Source organism: Emergencia sp. (assembly GCF_048465375.1).
Lineage (GTDB): Bacteria > Bacillota > Clostridia > Peptostreptococcales > Anaerovoracaceae > Senimuribacter.
Window position 1 is genome coordinate 1 of sequence record NZ_DBFWLQ010000015.1, and the last position, 17,538, is coordinate 17,538.

General features: G+C 44.3%; 17 protein-coding genes and 2 tRNA genes. All 19 read right to left on the reverse strand.

Going from position 1 to position 17,538, the window contains the following annotated elements; all coding sequences use genetic code 11:
- Positions 1–59: 59 nt before the first annotated feature.
- The 19 genes from ACMQ5W_RS11140 to ACMQ5W_RS11230 all read right to left on the reverse strand — a co-directional run bounded on the left by ACMQ5W_RS11140 (position 60) and on the right by ACMQ5W_RS11230 (position 17,512).
- Positions 60–135 (reverse strand) — tRNA-Met (locus ACMQ5W_RS11140).
- 79 nt (positions 136–214) lie between these two features.
- A tRNA-Asn gene (locus tag ACMQ5W_RS11145) sits at positions 215–289 on the reverse strand.
- A gap of 170 nt (positions 290–459) precedes the next feature.
- On the reverse strand, positions 460–1,989 hold the full coding sequence (locus ACMQ5W_RS11150) for a Na+/H+ antiporter NhaC family protein (protein ID WP_419025228.1): 1,530 nt from the start codon (positions 1,987–1,989) through the stop codon (positions 460–462).
- A gap of 13 nt (positions 1,990–2,002) precedes the next feature.
- On the reverse strand, positions 2,003–3,121 hold the full coding sequence (locus tag ACMQ5W_RS11155) for a hypothetical protein (protein ID WP_419025229.1): 1,119 nt from the start codon (positions 3,119–3,121) through the stop codon (positions 2,003–2,005).
- Positions 3,122–3,320: 199 nt separating this feature from the next.
- Positions 3,321–4,376: a sigma-54 interaction domain-containing protein gene (locus ACMQ5W_RS11160; RefSeq protein WP_419025230.1), complete on the reverse strand. Its 1,056-nt coding sequence runs from the start codon at positions 4,374–4,376 to the stop codon at positions 3,321–3,323.
- A 12-nt stretch (positions 4,377–4,388) separates the two neighbouring features.
- On the reverse strand, positions 4,389–4,976 hold the full coding sequence (locus ACMQ5W_RS11165) for a MurR/RpiR family transcriptional regulator (protein ID WP_148493097.1): 588 nt from the start codon (positions 4,974–4,976) through the stop codon (positions 4,389–4,391).
- A gap of 120 nt (positions 4,977–5,096) precedes the next feature.
- Positions 5,097–6,824: a sigma-54 interaction domain-containing protein gene (locus ACMQ5W_RS11170; protein WP_419025231.1), complete on the reverse strand. Its 1,728-nt coding sequence runs from the start codon at positions 6,822–6,824 to the stop codon at positions 5,097–5,099.
- Positions 6,825–7,159: 335 nt separating this feature from the next.
- Positions 7,160–8,371 (reverse strand): peptidase T, encoded by a 1,212-nt coding sequence (pepT, locus tag ACMQ5W_RS11175; RefSeq protein ID WP_419025232.1) that lies wholly within the window; start codon positions 8,369–8,371, stop codon positions 7,160–7,162.
- Between the two features lie 126 nt (positions 8,372–8,497).
- Complete coding sequence (locus tag ACMQ5W_RS11180; protein ID WP_419025233.1) at positions 8,498–8,998, reverse strand: hypothetical protein; 501 nt, start codon at positions 8,996–8,998, stop codon at positions 8,498–8,500.
- Positions 8,999–9,000: 2 nt separating this feature from the next.
- Positions 9,001–9,396, reverse strand: coding sequence for a DUF3830 family protein (locus tag ACMQ5W_RS11185; RefSeq protein WP_419025234.1), 396 nt, complete (start codon positions 9,394–9,396; stop codon positions 9,001–9,003).
- Between the two features lie 48 nt (positions 9,397–9,444).
- Positions 9,445–9,945: a hypothetical protein gene (locus tag ACMQ5W_RS11190; RefSeq protein ID WP_067540422.1), complete on the reverse strand. Its 501-nt coding sequence runs from the start codon at positions 9,943–9,945 to the stop codon at positions 9,445–9,447.
- Positions 9,946–9,947: 2 nt separating this feature from the next.
- Positions 9,948–10,343, reverse strand: a complete 396-nt coding sequence (locus ACMQ5W_RS11195; protein ID WP_419025235.1) for a DUF3830 family protein — start codon at positions 10,341–10,343, stop codon at positions 9,948–9,950.
- 17 nt (positions 10,344–10,360) lie between these two features.
- The gene (locus tag ACMQ5W_RS11200; protein ID WP_419025236.1) at positions 10,361–10,774 is read right to left on the reverse strand and encodes a hypothetical protein; all 414 of its coding nucleotides are present in this window, start codon (positions 10,772–10,774) and stop codon (positions 10,361–10,363) included.
- A gap of 22 nt (positions 10,775–10,796) precedes the next feature.
- A complete protein-coding gene (locus ACMQ5W_RS11205; RefSeq protein ID WP_419025237.1) occupies positions 10,797–11,966 on the reverse strand; it encodes a 4Fe-4S binding protein in 1,170 nt (389 codons plus the stop codon).
- Between the two features lie 58 nt (positions 11,967–12,024).
- Entirely contained in the window at positions 12,025–13,002 is a 978-nt protein-coding gene (locus tag ACMQ5W_RS11210) for an ABC transporter ATP-binding protein (RefSeq protein WP_419025238.1), read from the reverse strand.
- A 12-nt stretch (positions 13,003–13,014) separates the two neighbouring features.
- Positions 13,015–13,995, reverse strand: coding sequence for an ABC transporter ATP-binding protein (locus ACMQ5W_RS11215; RefSeq protein ID WP_419025239.1), 981 nt, complete (start codon positions 13,993–13,995; stop codon positions 13,015–13,017).
- 12 nt (positions 13,996–14,007) lie between these two features.
- A complete protein-coding gene (locus ACMQ5W_RS11220) occupies positions 14,008–14,853 on the reverse strand; it encodes an ABC transporter permease (protein WP_419025240.1) in 846 nt (281 codons plus the stop codon).
- Between the two features lie 38 nt (positions 14,854–14,891).
- On the reverse strand, positions 14,892–15,848 hold the full coding sequence (locus tag ACMQ5W_RS11225; RefSeq protein ID WP_419025241.1) for an ABC transporter permease: 957 nt from the start codon (positions 15,846–15,848) through the stop codon (positions 14,892–14,894).
- Between the two features lie 98 nt (positions 15,849–15,946).
- On the reverse strand, positions 15,947–17,512 hold the full coding sequence (locus tag ACMQ5W_RS11230) for an ABC transporter substrate-binding protein (protein WP_419025242.1): 1,566 nt from the start codon (positions 17,510–17,512) through the stop codon (positions 15,947–15,949).
- Positions 17,513–17,538 lie beyond the last annotated feature (26 nt).

Genomic DNA, 17,538 nt, shown 5'->3' on the forward strand with positions numbered 1-17,538 from the left:
CATCTCACAAATCCAACGCACGAAAAAAGCCGCTCTGACGAACGGCTTCTTCTTGCGTTTGGTTGCGGGGACAGGACTTGAACCTGCGACCTCCGGGTTATGAGCCCGACGAGCTACCAGCTGCTCTACCCCGCGATGTCGAGTGCATCGTATCTATGTATTATTATGCAGCTTATCGCTATTTATGACAGATTTTTTACCCTTCACAAAAAATTGGCTCCGAGGGTGGGGCTCGAACCCACAGCCTACCGGTTAACAGCCGGTTGCTCCACCATTGAGCTACCTCGGAATATCTGTCTTCATAACAATCAATATTATGAACAGCAACGTTATTAATTATACATAGATTATCTGCTTTTGTCAACTGCTTTCCTATGGATTTTGATTTATGGAGGGATAGAAGAATTTTATCCCTCCGCTATAACCTAATGTTAAATCATACAGGCAGCAGTTTACTGCTCATGATTGTACCTTTTTATTTAATGAGCTGAGCGAGATTTTATGTAAGACAGCAATGACCGCAAACAGCAGCACCGCGCCTGCTATGACAATCCAAGCACGCTCTGTATACCCCGCGATAAGATAGAGCACTACGGAAACCGCGGCAACTGTACAGGCATACGGGAACTGCGTTTTGAAATGATCGATATGATCACAAGCCGAACCCATAGATGCCAGCATGGTGGTATCAGAAATTGGTGAGCACTGATCCCCGAACACGCCCCCACTGATAACCGATGCCACTGTAACTGCCAATGGCGTACCCATAATTGCTGCAATGGGGAATCCGATTGGAATTAAAATAGCAAAAGTCCCCCAAGACGATCCAGTCGCCAAGGACATACAGCAGCCGATCAAAAACAGAATTGCCGGCAGCACAGCCGGGTTCAGGAAATCCTGCGTTACTTCCAGAATATAATAGGCCGTTCCCATCTGTGAACAAACGCTTCCAAGTGACCAGGACAAAATCATCATGACGATGAGGAACATCATATCCTTCATTCCATCAAAGACTTTATTTTCAACTTGTTTAGCCGTAAAAATTTTCAGTTTGCAGTTGATAAAACCTGCCGCAATACCGCCCAGAATAAATCCCAAGGCAATGCCCTGTCTGATGACGATACCATCGATGCTTTTCTTTGGAAAGCCATTGAGGAAAAAGATAGTGAACATAGTAATCAGCATGATTGCCAGTGGCACAACCACAGAGATGGCTTTGGGTTCGACACCCTCCGGCAGCTTCACTTCCACAGTGCTTCTCATCGGTACGCCACCGTCTCTGATTGTCTTTCCTGTCCGCTCCGCCCGCCTCTGCGCTTTCAGCATTGGACCGTAATCAAACTGCGTCAGACAGATATAGCCTACCATCACCAATGTTAAAATATTATAAAACTGAAAAGGAATCGCTTCTAAAAACAAATTCCAGCTGGAGTCAGCCAGGTTTGGTATTTTTTCCAACTCTGCGTCGATCAGCCCCATGATATAAACGCCCCAGCTGATTACTGGTACAAGGGCACAGATCGGAGAGGATGTCGCATCCAAAATATAGGCGAACTTTTCTCTCGAGACCCTAAATCTCTCTGCAATCGGTTGAAAGATCGGCCCTACTAACAGTGAATTGCCTGAATCAGTGAACCAGACAAAGAGACCGCCAAGCCACATGGAAGTTTCTGCAGTCCTCTTCTTTTTGACCCATTTTTCCGCAGTCTTTGCAAAAGCTGCCGCACCGCCCGATGCGCTGATCAGAGCGACAAAACCTCCGATAATGCATAAATTTGTAATTGACTGCATATTCGAATCTGTAGCTACCTGCGCATAGATAAAGTCTGGAATCAAATTAGCAAAAGCTGCTACAGGATTCCAGCCTGCCAGCACGATAGCGCCAAAATACAAACCAAAGAATAACGATACGATGATATTCTTCGTCTTTAATGCCAGAACAATAGCCAGGATTGGCGGTATAATCGATAATACTCCATAATGATCCATATCGTGCCCTCCATTATTTTTTCTTACTCTCAAAATAGACTAACGTAGATCTATATAAACCCCTTTCAAAGAGATTGTCACTGTCCTCACTGATTTCGTCAAAGTCTTTTCCTAATATCACCCCGACATAATTTTTCATCAATCCATAGTAATATTGCACCGACCTCCGGTAGTCCATGCCCGGCCATGCATCACAGCTGACGACAATTCTGCGATTGGTGCTGTCGACACCGGCAGGAAGCTGATCGTACAGAGGATCGTCTGGATAAATAATATAGTGAGCTGGATTGCCATTGACCGTGCCTTCTACGACTCTGCGCAGCGGGGGATCCAACGTAAAGTCATATCGATCCGCGCAGAGATCCACGATGACAGCATGTTCAGGCAAATACGCTACTTCTTCATTGTCGATAATCTGAATAGACTGATTCTTTCTCTGGGTAGCATCAATCAGCAAATCGGCTTCTTTCAACAACTCTCTCATTGCCTGCTTGTCAGAAGTAATCGTTCTGGTCGCCACGAAGGGGAGGATTCCTGCTACGCCTTTTTTGTCTAGGAATTCATCGTCACTGATAACCTCAAGAGACTTGACGACACCCTGTCCTACCCCGCCGGCACCCATGACGAAAGCCTTGAGCGGTCCTCGTTCACGAGAATAAAAATCTCTGTAAGTTTTCTTCAGAACGTCGATGCCAACTTTACATCCACAATAAGCGGTACCAAAATAATCTACAAACATGCGCAATCCCTGATCGTCAACGATAGAATCCATAGAGAAGGTCTGTAAGTTCTTTCTCTTGATCAGCTCCACAACAGCAGGCCGTGTAGAATAGTGAAGCATGGTGAAAAACGTAGAACCATCTTTTAACATCTCCAAATTTTCTAATTCAGGATCTTTCAAGATCATGGTGATATCCTGCTGATAAGCCTCTTCAAAGGGGACGAAACGTACTTTCGCAGAAGCCGCCAGATAGTCCTCTTCGCTGTACCCCAGCCTCTGCCCGTAACCCTCCTCCAGATAGAACGCTACCCCGTCATAGCGATCCATAAATCGAAACAAATCAGGAATAAAATCTCTCTTATCTCCTGCAAAATTATGAATCATCGGAAATCCAACTGTCTTTACTTTCATCTAAATTTACCTCCTGCAGATAATCTTTATATAGATATTGAGCAAGAAGTATGCCAAAGATAGACAAACCGTGAAGGGCTGTTTTTCAATCATTTTTCCCTCAAAAATAAAAGTGTTGCAAAATCAGAACACTTTACTGTTCTGATTTCACAACATAGATACATTTATGGAACGACGACGGCCGTCTCGCCGCAATTCATCATTTCCGATTATTTAATTTGCGCGAAAGAACGGAGGGGCTGGTCTTCAGCGCCGCAGCCGCCTTCCGCATGCTTCCCGTCTTCTTAATGTATTCTTCAATGATAAAGAGCTCATACTCTGCAACAATTTCTTTCAGTGATTTTGAAGAATCGTTTGGGTTCACTGCTCGAACTCTCGCAGGCGTAAACTCGTCCACATTGGAATCATTCAAGAGGAACAGCGTTTCTGTCTCTAAAGTGGCCTGCAGGATTCTTTCATCATTCAGCGTTTCACCGTCACTCAAAAGAATTAACCGTTCAACTGTGTTGCGCAGTTCCCGCACATTGCCAGGCCATTGGTAGTCCAGAAACGCTTTCATCAGATTGACACCCATCTTTTTATCCGTCCCGTAGGTTAGATTAAACAAATTAAGAAAATAAAAAGAAAGTAAAATGATATCCTCTCTTCTTTCCCGTAAAGGCAAGAGACAAATGGGAACCACATTTAAGCGGTAAAATAAATCTTTTCTGAAGGCATTCTCCTTGACCATTTCCTGTAGATCTTTGTTAGATGCGGCGATGAATCGCACGTCACAGGTAATCTCCGTACTGCCGCCTACTTTTACAAAACGGTTCTCTTGTATCACTCTCAGCAGCTTAGATTGAAGCCCCTGAGACAGTTCCGAAATCTCATCCAGAAATAGAGTTCCTTGATCGGCAATTTCAAAGATTCCTTTTTTCCCCGTCTTTAATGCACCGGTGAAAGCACCGGGCATATATCCGAACATCTCCGACTCAAAGAGATTCTCTGGAATTGTGGCGCAGTTAACTTTGGCATATTTCTCCTTCTGCCTGACACTGACGCGATGGATATATTCCGCATATAGTTCTTTGCCTGTTCCCGTTTCACCGGTAATGACCACGGGTGCCGATGAATTGGAAATTTTATGTATCGTTTCAATCTGACTCATCATCGCGGGATTACAAGTTAGAATTCTGTGAAAGGTATAGTCTTCTAAGGGAATATTTAAGCTAAGTTCACTGCCGCAGACATTGCAATATTTTTCAATCAACATCTCTTTCATCCTTTAAAAATAGAAATCTAACTGCTGCGCCGTCTCGTTAAATTCTCTCAAATGACGGTTAATGTCGTTGCCCTGAGTTTTGCCAATCAAAGCAGTAATCAGATTGATCAGCAGAATGCCTGATGTATAGGTATCCGTATAACCGTAAGAATTCGCCTGCAGCCTGAAGGTGTATTCAGACAGTTCTGCCAAGGGCGATTTTTTCTTATCTGTTACAGAGACAATCTTGTATCCCCGATTCTTAAGAAAGCGAGTTGCAACGATTGTGGACTTGGGATATCTGGGGAAACCAAAAGCAATCACCAAGGCGGAGCGGTCAATATTGATGATATTGTCCAGTGTCTTCGTATCCGCCGCATCAAAACCTGAAGTTCTGATGCCAATCTTGTTGAAGATATAGGTCGTATAAGAGACCAAAACAGTCGATGCTCTGGAGCCAATCACCACTACTTCTGGTGCCTCTTGAATATCTTCAATCAGTTGACTGACCATCTCCAAATCGATTGCGCTTTTGCAATTCATCAAATTATCAATTTCGATGTCAATCAGCGTCCCCAGCAGATACTCCTTATCTGTATTCTTAATTTCCATATTTCACCTCCGGCCAGTCCCTAACAGGCTCTGTTTTTAGATTCTAAACCTATTATACATCGTGAGCGGCATTTCCGCATCCGTTTTCTTCCACAGGTAGAAAGCTGCCTCTGCGCTATGTTATTCGATATGATACTTTTGCATTTTCCTTACAATCGTGGACTGATTGACCTTTAGTTTCTCTGCAATTTTTCGCGTGGTACCACAAGTCAGCTTCGCCTTTTCCAAAACCTGTCGCTCCAATTCTTCTATGGCTTCATTCAATCCCAACTCTTCATTGTCGGCCAGACCGTGAATCACTTTCCTTGTCGCATCGGACTTATACTGCGCATTCCACGGCAAATCTTCCGGCTGTAAATACTCATTATTGCTGACAATGACCATGTTCTCCACAATATTTTTCAGCTGCCTGACATTGCCAGGCCACGAAAAGCGTTCCATTTCCTTTACGATGTCGTAGGTCAGAACCTTTTCCTGCCCGTACTTCTTATTATATCGCTTCAAAAATAGTGCGGCCAACGGAAGAATGGCATCCGTCCGTTTTCGAAGAGGCGGAATTTCAATCTGTACCACATTCAAACGATAATATAGATCTTCTCGGAAAGTGCCTTCTTCTACCATGTCGGCCAGTGAACGATTGGTTGCTGCCAGGACTCTGACATCTATGATTTTAGAATCAATTGCACCTACACGCCGGATTTCCTTACTTTGTATGAAACGAAGGAGTTTCACTTGAAAGTCCAGCGGCATCTCTCCGACTTCATCCATGAAGACGGTTCCACCGTCGGCAGCTTCTATTAATCCGACCTTTCCATTCTGCATGGCGCCAGTAAAAGCACCTCTTTCGTATCCAAACAATTCAGATTCCAATAAGTTGCCTGGAATCGCGCCGCAGTTTACCGTGATGAAAGGCTCATCTTTCCGCATGCTGTGCTGGTGGATATATTTTGCAACCTCTTCTTTTCCCACGCCAGATTCTCCCAGTATCAAAATCGTCGTATTAAAATTAGCCACTTTTCCGGCGAGGGAAAGAACCTGTTTCATGCCCTCGCTGATTGCAAGTAAGGTGTCTTCGCTGTCATCAGCAGCCGTCGGCGGTGAAGAAAAACGAGACATGTATTCTCTTTCATTCTTCCTTACCCTCTGCAGCTCTTCCGTCAAATTATAGATTTCGGTAATGTCTCTTGCATTAATAACGATCATCTTGATGTCACCATTTTGATTGAAGATCGGACGGCCAGTGACCATGATATGCCGGCCGGATTTGACAACTTGTCTCTTCGACACCACGGTCTGTTCTTTCGCAACAATGTGCGCTACAGATTCTGGCATCCAGACTGGATTGATCAACTCTCTCATATACTTGCCTTCTATCTCGCATTTCTTGATCTCCGCCACACGCTCATACGAACTGTTGACGAAGAGAACTTTTCCATCCTTATCCGTTACAAGAATTCCGTCAAAAGAGCCTTCCAGTATCTCTTCGAAATGCTTTGACAGGTCATCATGTAACATGGTCTTCTGTTCTCCTTTGCTCAAAAAGAGCATTGCCCAGCTTTCTGCTTCATTCTCATCAATCGTATGAAATGGAATCGCATAGAAAACGCTATCTGCCACAGAAAATGTATACACGAGGTCATTCTCTGTCTCCAGCTGGTCCATCTTTCCGGTCAGATGCAGTAATGCTTCACCGATCAGATCCCGTTCTGTTTTGCCCGGACAGATCTGTGAAAAAAAGCCTGCAGCGGCCTGGTTCATCCTTTTGATTTTCGCTTCTTTATCCAGTATGATTACAGGGGCAGATTTCATTTCCTTCTCTGCAAATATATTTTTCCCAGCTTCCATCATGTTTCTATCCCCTACTTTCTCCTAAATTCATCTTTTAGCTCAAAATTAATACCATTATTTTACTCTAGGATTGTTAAAATCACAATACCCCATCAAGTTATAAGAAATTCCATTATTTTCCTATAGCATTCCAAACAATGTAATGTTGCAAAAGGCTGCCAACAAAGTATCAGTTGACAGCCAAACTACATGTTATGATAAGCTCTAGCCAGTGACGGCATATGATTCTTCATTCTTTTTTCTCCAATTAACAACTGACGATATAAACAAACGACAAAAAGGAGTGTTATCAAGAAAGCCGGTACATCTGCAATTATTATGTACGTTTACATGTTTTACTGTGCCTTAGACAATGCTACAACCACTTCCACCATTTTTTCCATCGACTGAATAGAGATGAACTCGTGCACACCATGTGCATATTTTTCTCCAGCTGACAGATTTGGACATGGCAGCCCTTCATAGGAAAGGCGCGCTCCATCTGTGCCTCCCCTCGCGGGAATGATGTTCGGTTCTACATCACATGCAAGGAAAGTCTGTTTTGCTCTTTCAACGATGTGCATAACCGGAAGGATTTTTTCTTTCATATTATAAAACTGATCTTCCATTTCAATAACAACGGTGCCTTTTCCATATACGCCGTTCAGATAATCTCCCAGATTCAGCATAAATTGTTTCATTTGTTTGAATTTTTCTATGGAGAACTCCCTGACATTTATGGCAATTTTGACAGAGGACTCATTTCCACTGATGTTCGCTACATGATAATATCCTTCGTAATTCTCCGTATGTGCCGGCGCCTCTGCAGCCGGAAGCATAGAAATCAATTCATTAGCAATCAAAATTGCATTTTTCAGTTTGTTCTTTGCCATGCCGGGATGTACAAAGACGCCGGTTACGACAACGTCTACCTTTACAGCATTGAAGTTCTCATATTCCAGCTCGCCAAGAGGGCCGGCATCAATTGTATAGGCGTACGCTGCACCGAAACCTTTGATATCAAAATATTCTGCACCTAACCCAACCTCTTCATCGGGTGTAATACAGACGCATAGTTTTCCATGCTTGACTTCCGGATGTTCAATGAGGTATTCCATCGCTGTAAAGATTTCAGCGACACCAGCTTTATCATCGGCACCTAATAGTGTGGTTCCATCTGTTACAATCAGATCCTGACCGATATATTTAGACAGATAATCAAAGTAATCTGCGTGAGTGACAACGCCGTTTCCCAGTTCGATGTCGCCGCCTTCGTAATGCACGATACGGGGTTTGACATTGGCGCCAGTGGTACTCGGTGCAGTATCCATATGGGCAATCAAACCGATTGGTTCCAAGTGCTCACATCCCTCAGAGGCGGGCAGCCAGCCATACACATAACCAAATTCGTCTATTTTTGCATTCTCGAGTCCGATTTCAGCCAACTCTTTTGCCAGCTCCGCACCGAGAATTTTCTCTTTCATTGCTGTAGGGACTGTTTTGCTGTTTGGATCTGATTGTGTGTCATAGGAAACATATTTTAAAAACCGTTCTACTACTTTGCTCATTTTCTTTCTCCTCTTCTGTTTATGATGATTCGCTGGGCAGAAACCTTCACGTTTGTACGAAAGCAAACGTGAAGGTTATATAAATTTAAGAAAGACTTCTAAAGGTTCTTATGCTCTGCTGCCTGACTACAGATCGCAGACGTCCACAGCACCTGCTCTGTGAGGTGGTACAAAGTTCTTTCGAATCTCATTGTAGGACTCGCTTACCTCACTCCATGGGAATGCCAGATCGATGGCATAGAACATCATGTTGATAAATCGCTGTACCTTGCGAATCAAATCTGCGAGTTCCTCTAAATCCTTACATCCGTTCAAGGCTGATGCCGATCGATATAGGACAGACATTACATCTTCCATCTTATTACTGCGGGCACTGGACGCAACAGTATTCATGGCTGTACCTGCGACTGCCTTCATCGTCTCTAAATCAACTTTTCCACCCAGGCAGAGCTGATAATGCTGATAGAGAATTTCCTGCAGCTGTGACATATCCATGTAAGCATATAGCCACTGGGAAAAGCTACGTCCCATGTCGTCATTGTGTTTCAGCATTCTGCGAACATCCTGAGGTTCAACCATCCAGCCGGCTTCAATCCGTCTCTCCAGTTCTTTTGTTATTTCACTCATGATTATGCCTCCTCTACTACATCAACGGTTACGGGACAGCCAGTTTCTTCCCACATTCCCACGGTTTCTGCATGGAAAGCTGCCATCTGCTCCGGTGTGAATCTTGCGAAAACATTGCCTGCCCCAAGGGGTTTCATATCTCCATGCCAGCAGCAGATGCACTGCGGCAGGTCATAGAATCCAATATCCCCTGGCACGTTGGGGATTGGATTTTCTCTGAATTTTGGTCCTTCAATCATCGTTGGACAGAATACCTCATTATAGACGATTTTTGCATGAACCCAGCGGGTCGTAAACGGACAAGCTTTTTCTACCGCTTCACAGGTGAGTGGTGCCTCGTCCGTCAACATGTTGGCATACAAATCCTTGCCATGGAATGTAAATTTTAACTTTTTCAAAATAAAATCTCCTTTCTTTAAATGTGCGTTCTTCGACTTGAATGCATACTACTGGTCAGATACATCTACAGCGCCTGCTCTGTGAGGAGGGACAAAGTCCTTCATCACTCTGCTGTATTCCTGGCACATTGCATCCCAAGGGAATGCCAAATCGACGGCGTAGAACATCATATTGATGAACCGCTGAACGACACGAATCGTTGCAGCCAAAGATTCCAGACTGTCGCAGCCGCTGATTGCCGTTATCGAACGATACAGTACGCTGGTGGTATCTTCCATCTTTGTCGCACGGAAGTTATTTGCCGCAGGACCGATGATGCCATTTGCCGCAGCTTTTAAAGTGTCTAAATCAGCATTTCCTCCCATAGTGACCCTGTATATCGGATAAAGAGATTCCTGCAATAGCCACAAATCCATATAAGCATAAATATGCTGCGCCATGTTACGGCCCTCTGCAGCAGAGTGCTTCAGCATCCTTCGCACATCTTGAGGTTCTGTTAACCAGCCAGCGTCGATCCGACGTTCTAATTCTTTCGTAAATTCACTCATGACTATTCCTCCTCTACTACATCAACAGTTACGAGACTGCCAGGTTTTTTCCAGAGACCCACAGCTTCTGCATGGAATACTTCCATCTGCTCAGGTGTAAATCTTGCAAAGACGTTGCCGGAACCCAGGGGTTTCATATCTCCGTGCCAGCAGCAAATGGTCTGCGGCGTATCAAATAAACCAATGTCCCCCGGTAAATTCGGAATCGGGTTTTCTCTGAGAACAGGTCCTTCGATCTTTGTCGGGCAAAAAATTTCATTTGCAACAATCTTTGCGTGCACCCAGCGGGTCGTAAATGGACAAGCTTTTTCTACCGCCTCACAAGTCACGGGGGCCTGATCAGTCAGCATATTGGCATAAAAATCTTTTCCATGGAATGTAAATTTCAACTTCTTCATAGAAATCATCCTCCTTTTCATTCATCCTCTCTTTTCAGAACAACAGTTTCTCCGCCTTTTTGCCAGATTCGAGTTCCAATTTCTGTCAGCTCCTCCATGTCTCCTCTCAAATGAGCAAACAAGTTGTGATAGCGTTGTCTTGTCGGGGTCTCATCTCCCCAGTAAATACAGACTGCCGACCACTCTGAATCTGGATTAAAGCATAAGCAGCCTCTGCAAGGTTTGGTATTTTTGTTTTCTCTTTCTTTTGCTCCCAGCTTTGCCGGGAAATACATTTCTTCCCCGGAAAACCTTCCCTGGAGGCAAAGGGCCTGATAACCGTCGTTTGCTTCCATGAATGTTTTGAAAGCCGTAGCTGTCAACGGTGCGTCATAATCGAGTTCAATTTCAAATCTGCCGCCTTTTTCGAATTCCATAAAATACTTCGTCATTGTAGTTCCTCACTTTTATCATTTAACGTTCAAAACGTTCCATCGTAATCGCTTTGCTCGGACACATGGACCAGCAGACACCGCAGCCATCGCATTTTTCAGAGATATGGGCTTTCTTGCCTTCCATGCTAAGTGCGCTGTACATGCAGGAATCTTTGCAGACTCCACAACCGATACACTTTTCTTCATTGACGACTGCACGAATTGGCGGATCATAATCAGTCCATGCCGGATCATTGAGATGCTGCAGAGCCTTACCTCGAAACTCTTCAATGGTCTTATATCCGTGAGCAGCCATCCACTTGTCAATGCCGTCAGATACTTCAGTCAGCACCTTATAACCCTTTGCATAGATGGCACCGCAGATCTGAACTGTAGTTGCTCCGCACAGTATATACTTGATGGCATCTTCCCCTGTCTGAATTCCGGTAACGCCTGACAGAGGCAGATTTGTCCCCTGCGCAACCTGGGAAAGATAGCGCAGACCTACCGGACGGAGCCAGGAACCACCCATGCCGTGATAACCCAGCCAAGGACGTTCATTCTCAGTGTCGATTTCCAATCCGTCAATTGGGAATGTTCCCAGTGCGGCGATAGCATCAGCTCCAGCTGCCTCTGCTTTTTTTGCTGCAATCGTTGGATCGTCATTGAGTGCCATCATCTTGCATATTACCGGAATCTTCACTTCTGACTTAGGTACGGAAATGAACAGCGGATCCAAAGTAGTTACCTTAGGAACAGCGTGCATGTTCAGTTCAATCGCATCTGCACCCATATCTTCAGCCATACGTGCAAGCTTACGCCATTCCTCATAGTCGTTTGGCTTGCCGCAGATGCTTACGATAATCGGAATATCTACACCATGAGGTCCTTTTAACTCTTCCAGCATACGTCCCATTTCATCTGGAGTCGGATATACCTCAGCATTTCTAAAGAATGAGAACTGCCCATCCCTTTTAAACACTGCCGGATCGAAACCGTGGGGGTTATTATAAACCATGAAACGCGGACGAAGGCAATTTCCTGCCGGTCTTCCCGTCTCTGGATCTGGGAAAATCATTGACTTCGTTACAACTGCACCTGCACCTGCATCTGCGGCGCGCTTGATTGCCTCAACGTTTATAGACGGTGTTGCTGATGCGACGATGACAGGATTTCTTAACTGCAAACCTGCATAATTTACTGGAACCATTTTTTCTCCTCCTTATTATATCGTTTAATTATTTAAGAGAGCTTCCGCTCTTTCTTAACTACTCATAGAATTTTTCTGCATAGTGACACGCCACCTGATGATTATCGTTTAACGTCTTCAATTCCGGGCAGACAGTCCTACATTCTTCTGTCGCATACTTACAACGTGTATGGAAAACACAGCCCGACGGTGGATTTGCCGGACTCGGTAAATCGCCTTCCAAAATAATGCGCTCGCTCTTGCGGTGTACATCAGGAATTGGAATTGCAGAAAGTAATGCCCTGCTATAGGGATGTGTAGGATGCTCAAACAACTCTTTTTTTTCAGCGCACTCTACCATTTTCCCCAAATACATGACGACTACCTTATCACATAAATAGCGCACCACACTTAAATCATGAGAGATAAACATGTAAGAAAAACTATGTGTTTCCTGTAATCTCCTCATGATATTTAACACCTGCGATCTGACAGAAACATCAAGGGCCGATACAGGTTCATCTGCAACGATAAACTTAGGATCTAATATAAAGGATCTTGCGATAGCGACTCTCTGTCTCTGTCCGCCCGACATTTCATGAGGGAACTTGTCCAGATGTTCTTTGCCGATGCCGACTTCGTTTAACATCTCTATCACTTTTTCTTTTCTCTCCGCCTTATCCCCAAGCTTAAATAGTTCCAGGGGTTCCTCCATAGATTGGAAAATCGTACGGCGCGGGTTCAGCGATGCATAAGGATCCTGAAAGATCATCTGCAAGTCCTTGCGATAAGGGCGCATTTTCTTAAAAGACAGTTTTTCAATATTCTGTCCCTGATATTTAATGCTGCCCGCTGTCGCAGGATGCAGATTGAGTATCGTGCGACCTAGTGTAGATTTTCCGCATCCACTCTCACCAACCAATCCTATATTTTCGCCCTTTAAGATATCAAGGGAGAATCCATCCACCGCTTTGACACATTGTTTTTTTCCAACCTTTATTCCATCACTATAGAAATACTTTCTTACATCCTTGATCTCTAATAAAGGTCTATCCATATTTCATCTCTCCTAACAATTCCCATCCATCAGGCAGCATCTGACCTGATGACCATCTACATCTTTTAATTCAGGATGTTGTTCGATGCATCGCGTTGTACAGTGCGGACATCTGTTTGAAAAATGACATCCGCTTGGCATATCCTGCATACTCGGTACCATGCCTTTAATGGTATATAAGATTTTCGTATCTTCATCTAATCTTGGAATAGACTTTAAAAGCCCTTTCGTGTACGGATGCTGCGGATGGTCGAAAATTTCTTCACATGTGCCATACTCGACGATTTCTCCTGCATACATGACACAGACATAATCCGCTACATCTGCGATGACACCCATGTCGTGTGTTATCATCAGAATCGAGGTATCAAAGTCTTCTTTCAGCTTAGCCATAAGTTCTAAAATCTGAGCCTGAATGGTTACATCCAGTGCAGTCGTCGGTTCATCTGCAATCAAAACTTGTGGATTGGTCAGCATTGCCATGGCAATCATGACGCGCTGTCTCATACCGCCACTGATCTGATGGGGGTAAGTTTTCATCTTATTACGTGCATCGCCAATTCCGACTTTGCTCAGCATTTCAACACTCATTTCAAAGGCCTGCTTTTTATCTGCAATCTTATGCGTGAGGAGAACCTCACAAAGCTGTGCACCGATAGTGTAAACGGGATTTAAAGAAGTCAATGGATCCTGAAATATCATAGACACCTTTGAGCCTCTGATCTTGTACATTTCCTCTTCTGATTTTGCTAGCAAGTCCTCTCCATCGAGGCAGATCTGCCCCTGGCTGATCTTGCTGTATTGTCTAGGGAGAAGCCTCATAATTGATGTTGCAGTAACACTTTTTCCGCATCCGCTTTCGCCCACGATACCTAAGGTTGTTCCCTTGTTCACGCTGAAACTGACGTCTTTTACTGCGGTAATCGTATGTTTCTTGACTAAAAAATCAACTTGCAGATTTTTCACCTGAAGTATCGGATTTTCTGAACTCATTTGTGCTCCCCCCTATCTCTTCATTTTCGGATCCAATGCATCGCGCACGCCTTCTCCGATTAAATTGATGCAGATAATAGTGACAAACAGCACAATTCCCGCCGGGAGCCAGATCCAAGGCTGTGTTGCCAGCACCGTCGCATTCTGCGCGGCATTGATGATATTGCCCCAAGATGCCTGTGGCGGCTTGATGCCTGCACCTAAAAAGCTTAACGATGATTCCATGATAATTGCGCCGGAAACTCTGAATGCAATCAAAATCCATACAGGGGACAATACATTGGGTAAAATGTGTCTGATCAATATGGTAGCATGGCTGGCTCCCATGGACCTAGCGGATTCCACAAAGTCCTTCTCGCAGACGGAAAGTGTCGCACCGTAAACAATCTTCGCAGGCTGGATCCAGCCCATCACTCCAATCATGATAATCATAGAAAATACAGAAGAACCGAATATAGCAACCAACACCAGAATCATGATCAATCCTGGAAACGACTGAAAGATGTCGACGCCCCGCATCACGAGAAATTCAATCTTTCCTTTGAAATACCCTGCGCATAATCCTAATGGGATTCCTATGATAAAGCTGATCAGCGTGGAGCACACGCCGACTGCAAGGGAGATGCGTCCGCCGTAAAGCATACGGGCAAAAATATCCCTGCCGATATCATCCGTACCCAGCAGATGGGCAGATGATGGCGGTCCTGCCAAAGAAGAAGAATCCATAAAATACTGGTCTAATTCAAATAATACTGGACCTAGAAATACGATAATCACTTCTGCAGCAATGATCATAAAGGCTACTGTTGCCATTTTGTGTTTTACAAACTTCTGAAAAAAGTTTTCTTTCTGAATCAATAATTTAGTATCCTTAATTGTTCTCACCACTTCCTGCATTATTTGCTCCGGCTGATGCGAGGATCAAGCACTCCGTAGAAAATATCCAATATGATATTACAGCACATGACGACTACACAAATCATCGTGGTAATCCCCATTACTACGCTGAAATCTCGCGCATTAATGGACTGTACCATGAGTGTGCCGATTCCCGGCCATCCGAAAATCTGTTCAATAACAACTGCGCCTCCGACAATATACGGTATATTCAAGCTGATTACCGTCACAATCGGAATCAAGGAATTTCTGAGGGCATGCTTGATAATCACGACCTTTTCACTCAATCCTTTTGCCCTGGCCGTCTTGACATAGTCTTCATTGAGCACTTCCAGAAGACCGCCCCTGGTCTGTTTCACCAGATCTCCCAAAAGTGTGAACGCTACGACAAAGGCCGGCATCACCAAGTGATAAAGCAGGTCTCCAAGTGATCCTTCCGTACCTGCGGTATACATACCGTACCCAGGGAAGATTCCAAGTTTGGCTGAGAAAATATATAAGACGCACAATCCCAGAAAAAAGCTCGGCATTGCATTTCCTATGAATGCCAATGTGGAAGAACAATTGTCCCAAAAGGAATATGGTTTGAATGCTGCAGCCACACCTAACGGTATTGCAATCAGAACTGACAGTACCAATCCAGTCACCATTAAAAAGAGTGACGGACCGATTCTGTTTCCAATCATCTGCATTACCGGCATTTTTGCGCGGACAGATACTCCCATATCACCCTGGAAAAGATCTAAGAGCCAGTTGGCATATCTGAGAAGCAGGGGCTGATCCAGCCCATATGCATGAATCATAGATTGATACGCTTCTTCTGTCATCTTGTTTTCTGATGCGATCAGATCTACTGCGTTGCCTGGGGCATAATCAGAAAGAATAAATACTGCAAATGTCAAGATCAAAAACACCGGAACCATTGATAATATCCGTTTAATAATATAACGCGGCAAAGGCTCACCTCCTTTGACAAGTCTATACAGGCGAGGGGAGTTGCTCCGAGGAGCAATCCCCCTCTCTGTATATCCGTAACTTCAATTCTTTATCTACATTACTTGACAACCCATTCCCAACACTTATCGTTGTTAGGAACTGTCACGTTGCTGAGTTTAGAGGAACATACCATATAAATGTCCTGATCGACCAGGTTGATGTTAGGGCTCTCTTCATAGAGGACTTTCTGCATCTCCCAAGCCTTTTTAATACGATCGTCTTTGTCAACGCATTGATTAACGGCAACGTGCAGATCATAATATTTCGGATCCTGGACGCGGCAGTAGGTAACGCCGTCTGTTACGTAGTCCATCATGAGATAGGTTGGAGAAGCTCCAGTGGTCGACTGTAAGAGACACATATCGATAGAACCATCTCTTGCACCTGACATCAAGGTGGTAGCATCACCAGTCTCAATTTCTACATTCACGCCAATCTTCTTGAGGCAGTCCTGGATAATGACAGCCATCTTCTCACGGTCAGAGTTGGAAGCTCCCAAAGAAATCGTCTGACTGAAATCAAAATTGGCATCCTTCAGCATCTTCTTTGCCTTATCCGGATTGTATTCAACCTTGAGATCTTTGTTATAGTAAGGGCTGCTTGGCATCAAAGCACTGCACACTGGCTCCCCATGTCCTTTTAATACGGAATCCACGATTAATTGCTTGTCAATGGCAAGTTCAAATGCATGACGCACTTCTGGTCCAAATTTCTCGTTGTTTAAAACCATCTGGATGTTGATCTTGTTGTCGACCAGATCTGCGTGCAGTCCATTCTTGCCGTCGAGAGATTCCAATGCCTCCTCCGCAGTGACCGTATTCCAGCCTACATCAAATTCACCAGCTAAGAGCCCTGAAGATAAGGTTTCTTCAGACATGACACGATAGATTAATTTGTCAAACTGCGGACGTCCTAAATAGTAATCATCGTAAGCTTCAAGAACTACCTCATATCCTGGTTTTTCACTGACAAATTTACAAGGTCCGGAGCCAACCGGGTTGTCCCAGAAATCACAGGTTCCGAGTTCGTCTACAGGAATATCTTCCAGTAAGTGCTTTGGTAATACATAGTAGTAATAAGAGTAGGAACCGAAAAATGCTTCTGGCGTCGTCGGATTTTTCAAGTGCATTTCCAATGTATAATCATCAATTGCCTTGATCTGAATATCTCCGGTTCCGCTTCCGTCAGTTCCTGCAAACTGTGTGAGGAATCCACGGCTGCCATAACCTTCAAATTCAGGTTTTGCCATCGTCTTGAAGGTCCATTCCCAGTCATGTGCCGTAACAGGTTCTCCATCATGCCATTTGGAATCCTTTCTCAGATGAACGGTAAAAACAGTCTGATCCTTTGAAAGGTCAATAGATTCTGCGGCTCTGTAATAGATGATGTTTTCATTATCAAATCCGCACAGCCTGTCAAAAATCTTTTCATTGGGCATGATACTGAACATGCCGATGAGGTCATATGGCATTAATCTGTTCCATGCGCCTCCCTGACCATATACAATGGTTTTTTCGCCTCCTTTGCTTTCGCCTCCAGCATCCTTGTTGCCGCAGGCAGCCATGGCTGTCATAAGCGATAAGATCATGACGATTACGAATACTTGTCTTTTCCACCTTTTCATACTCTGGCCTCTTTCCTTTCTTAATC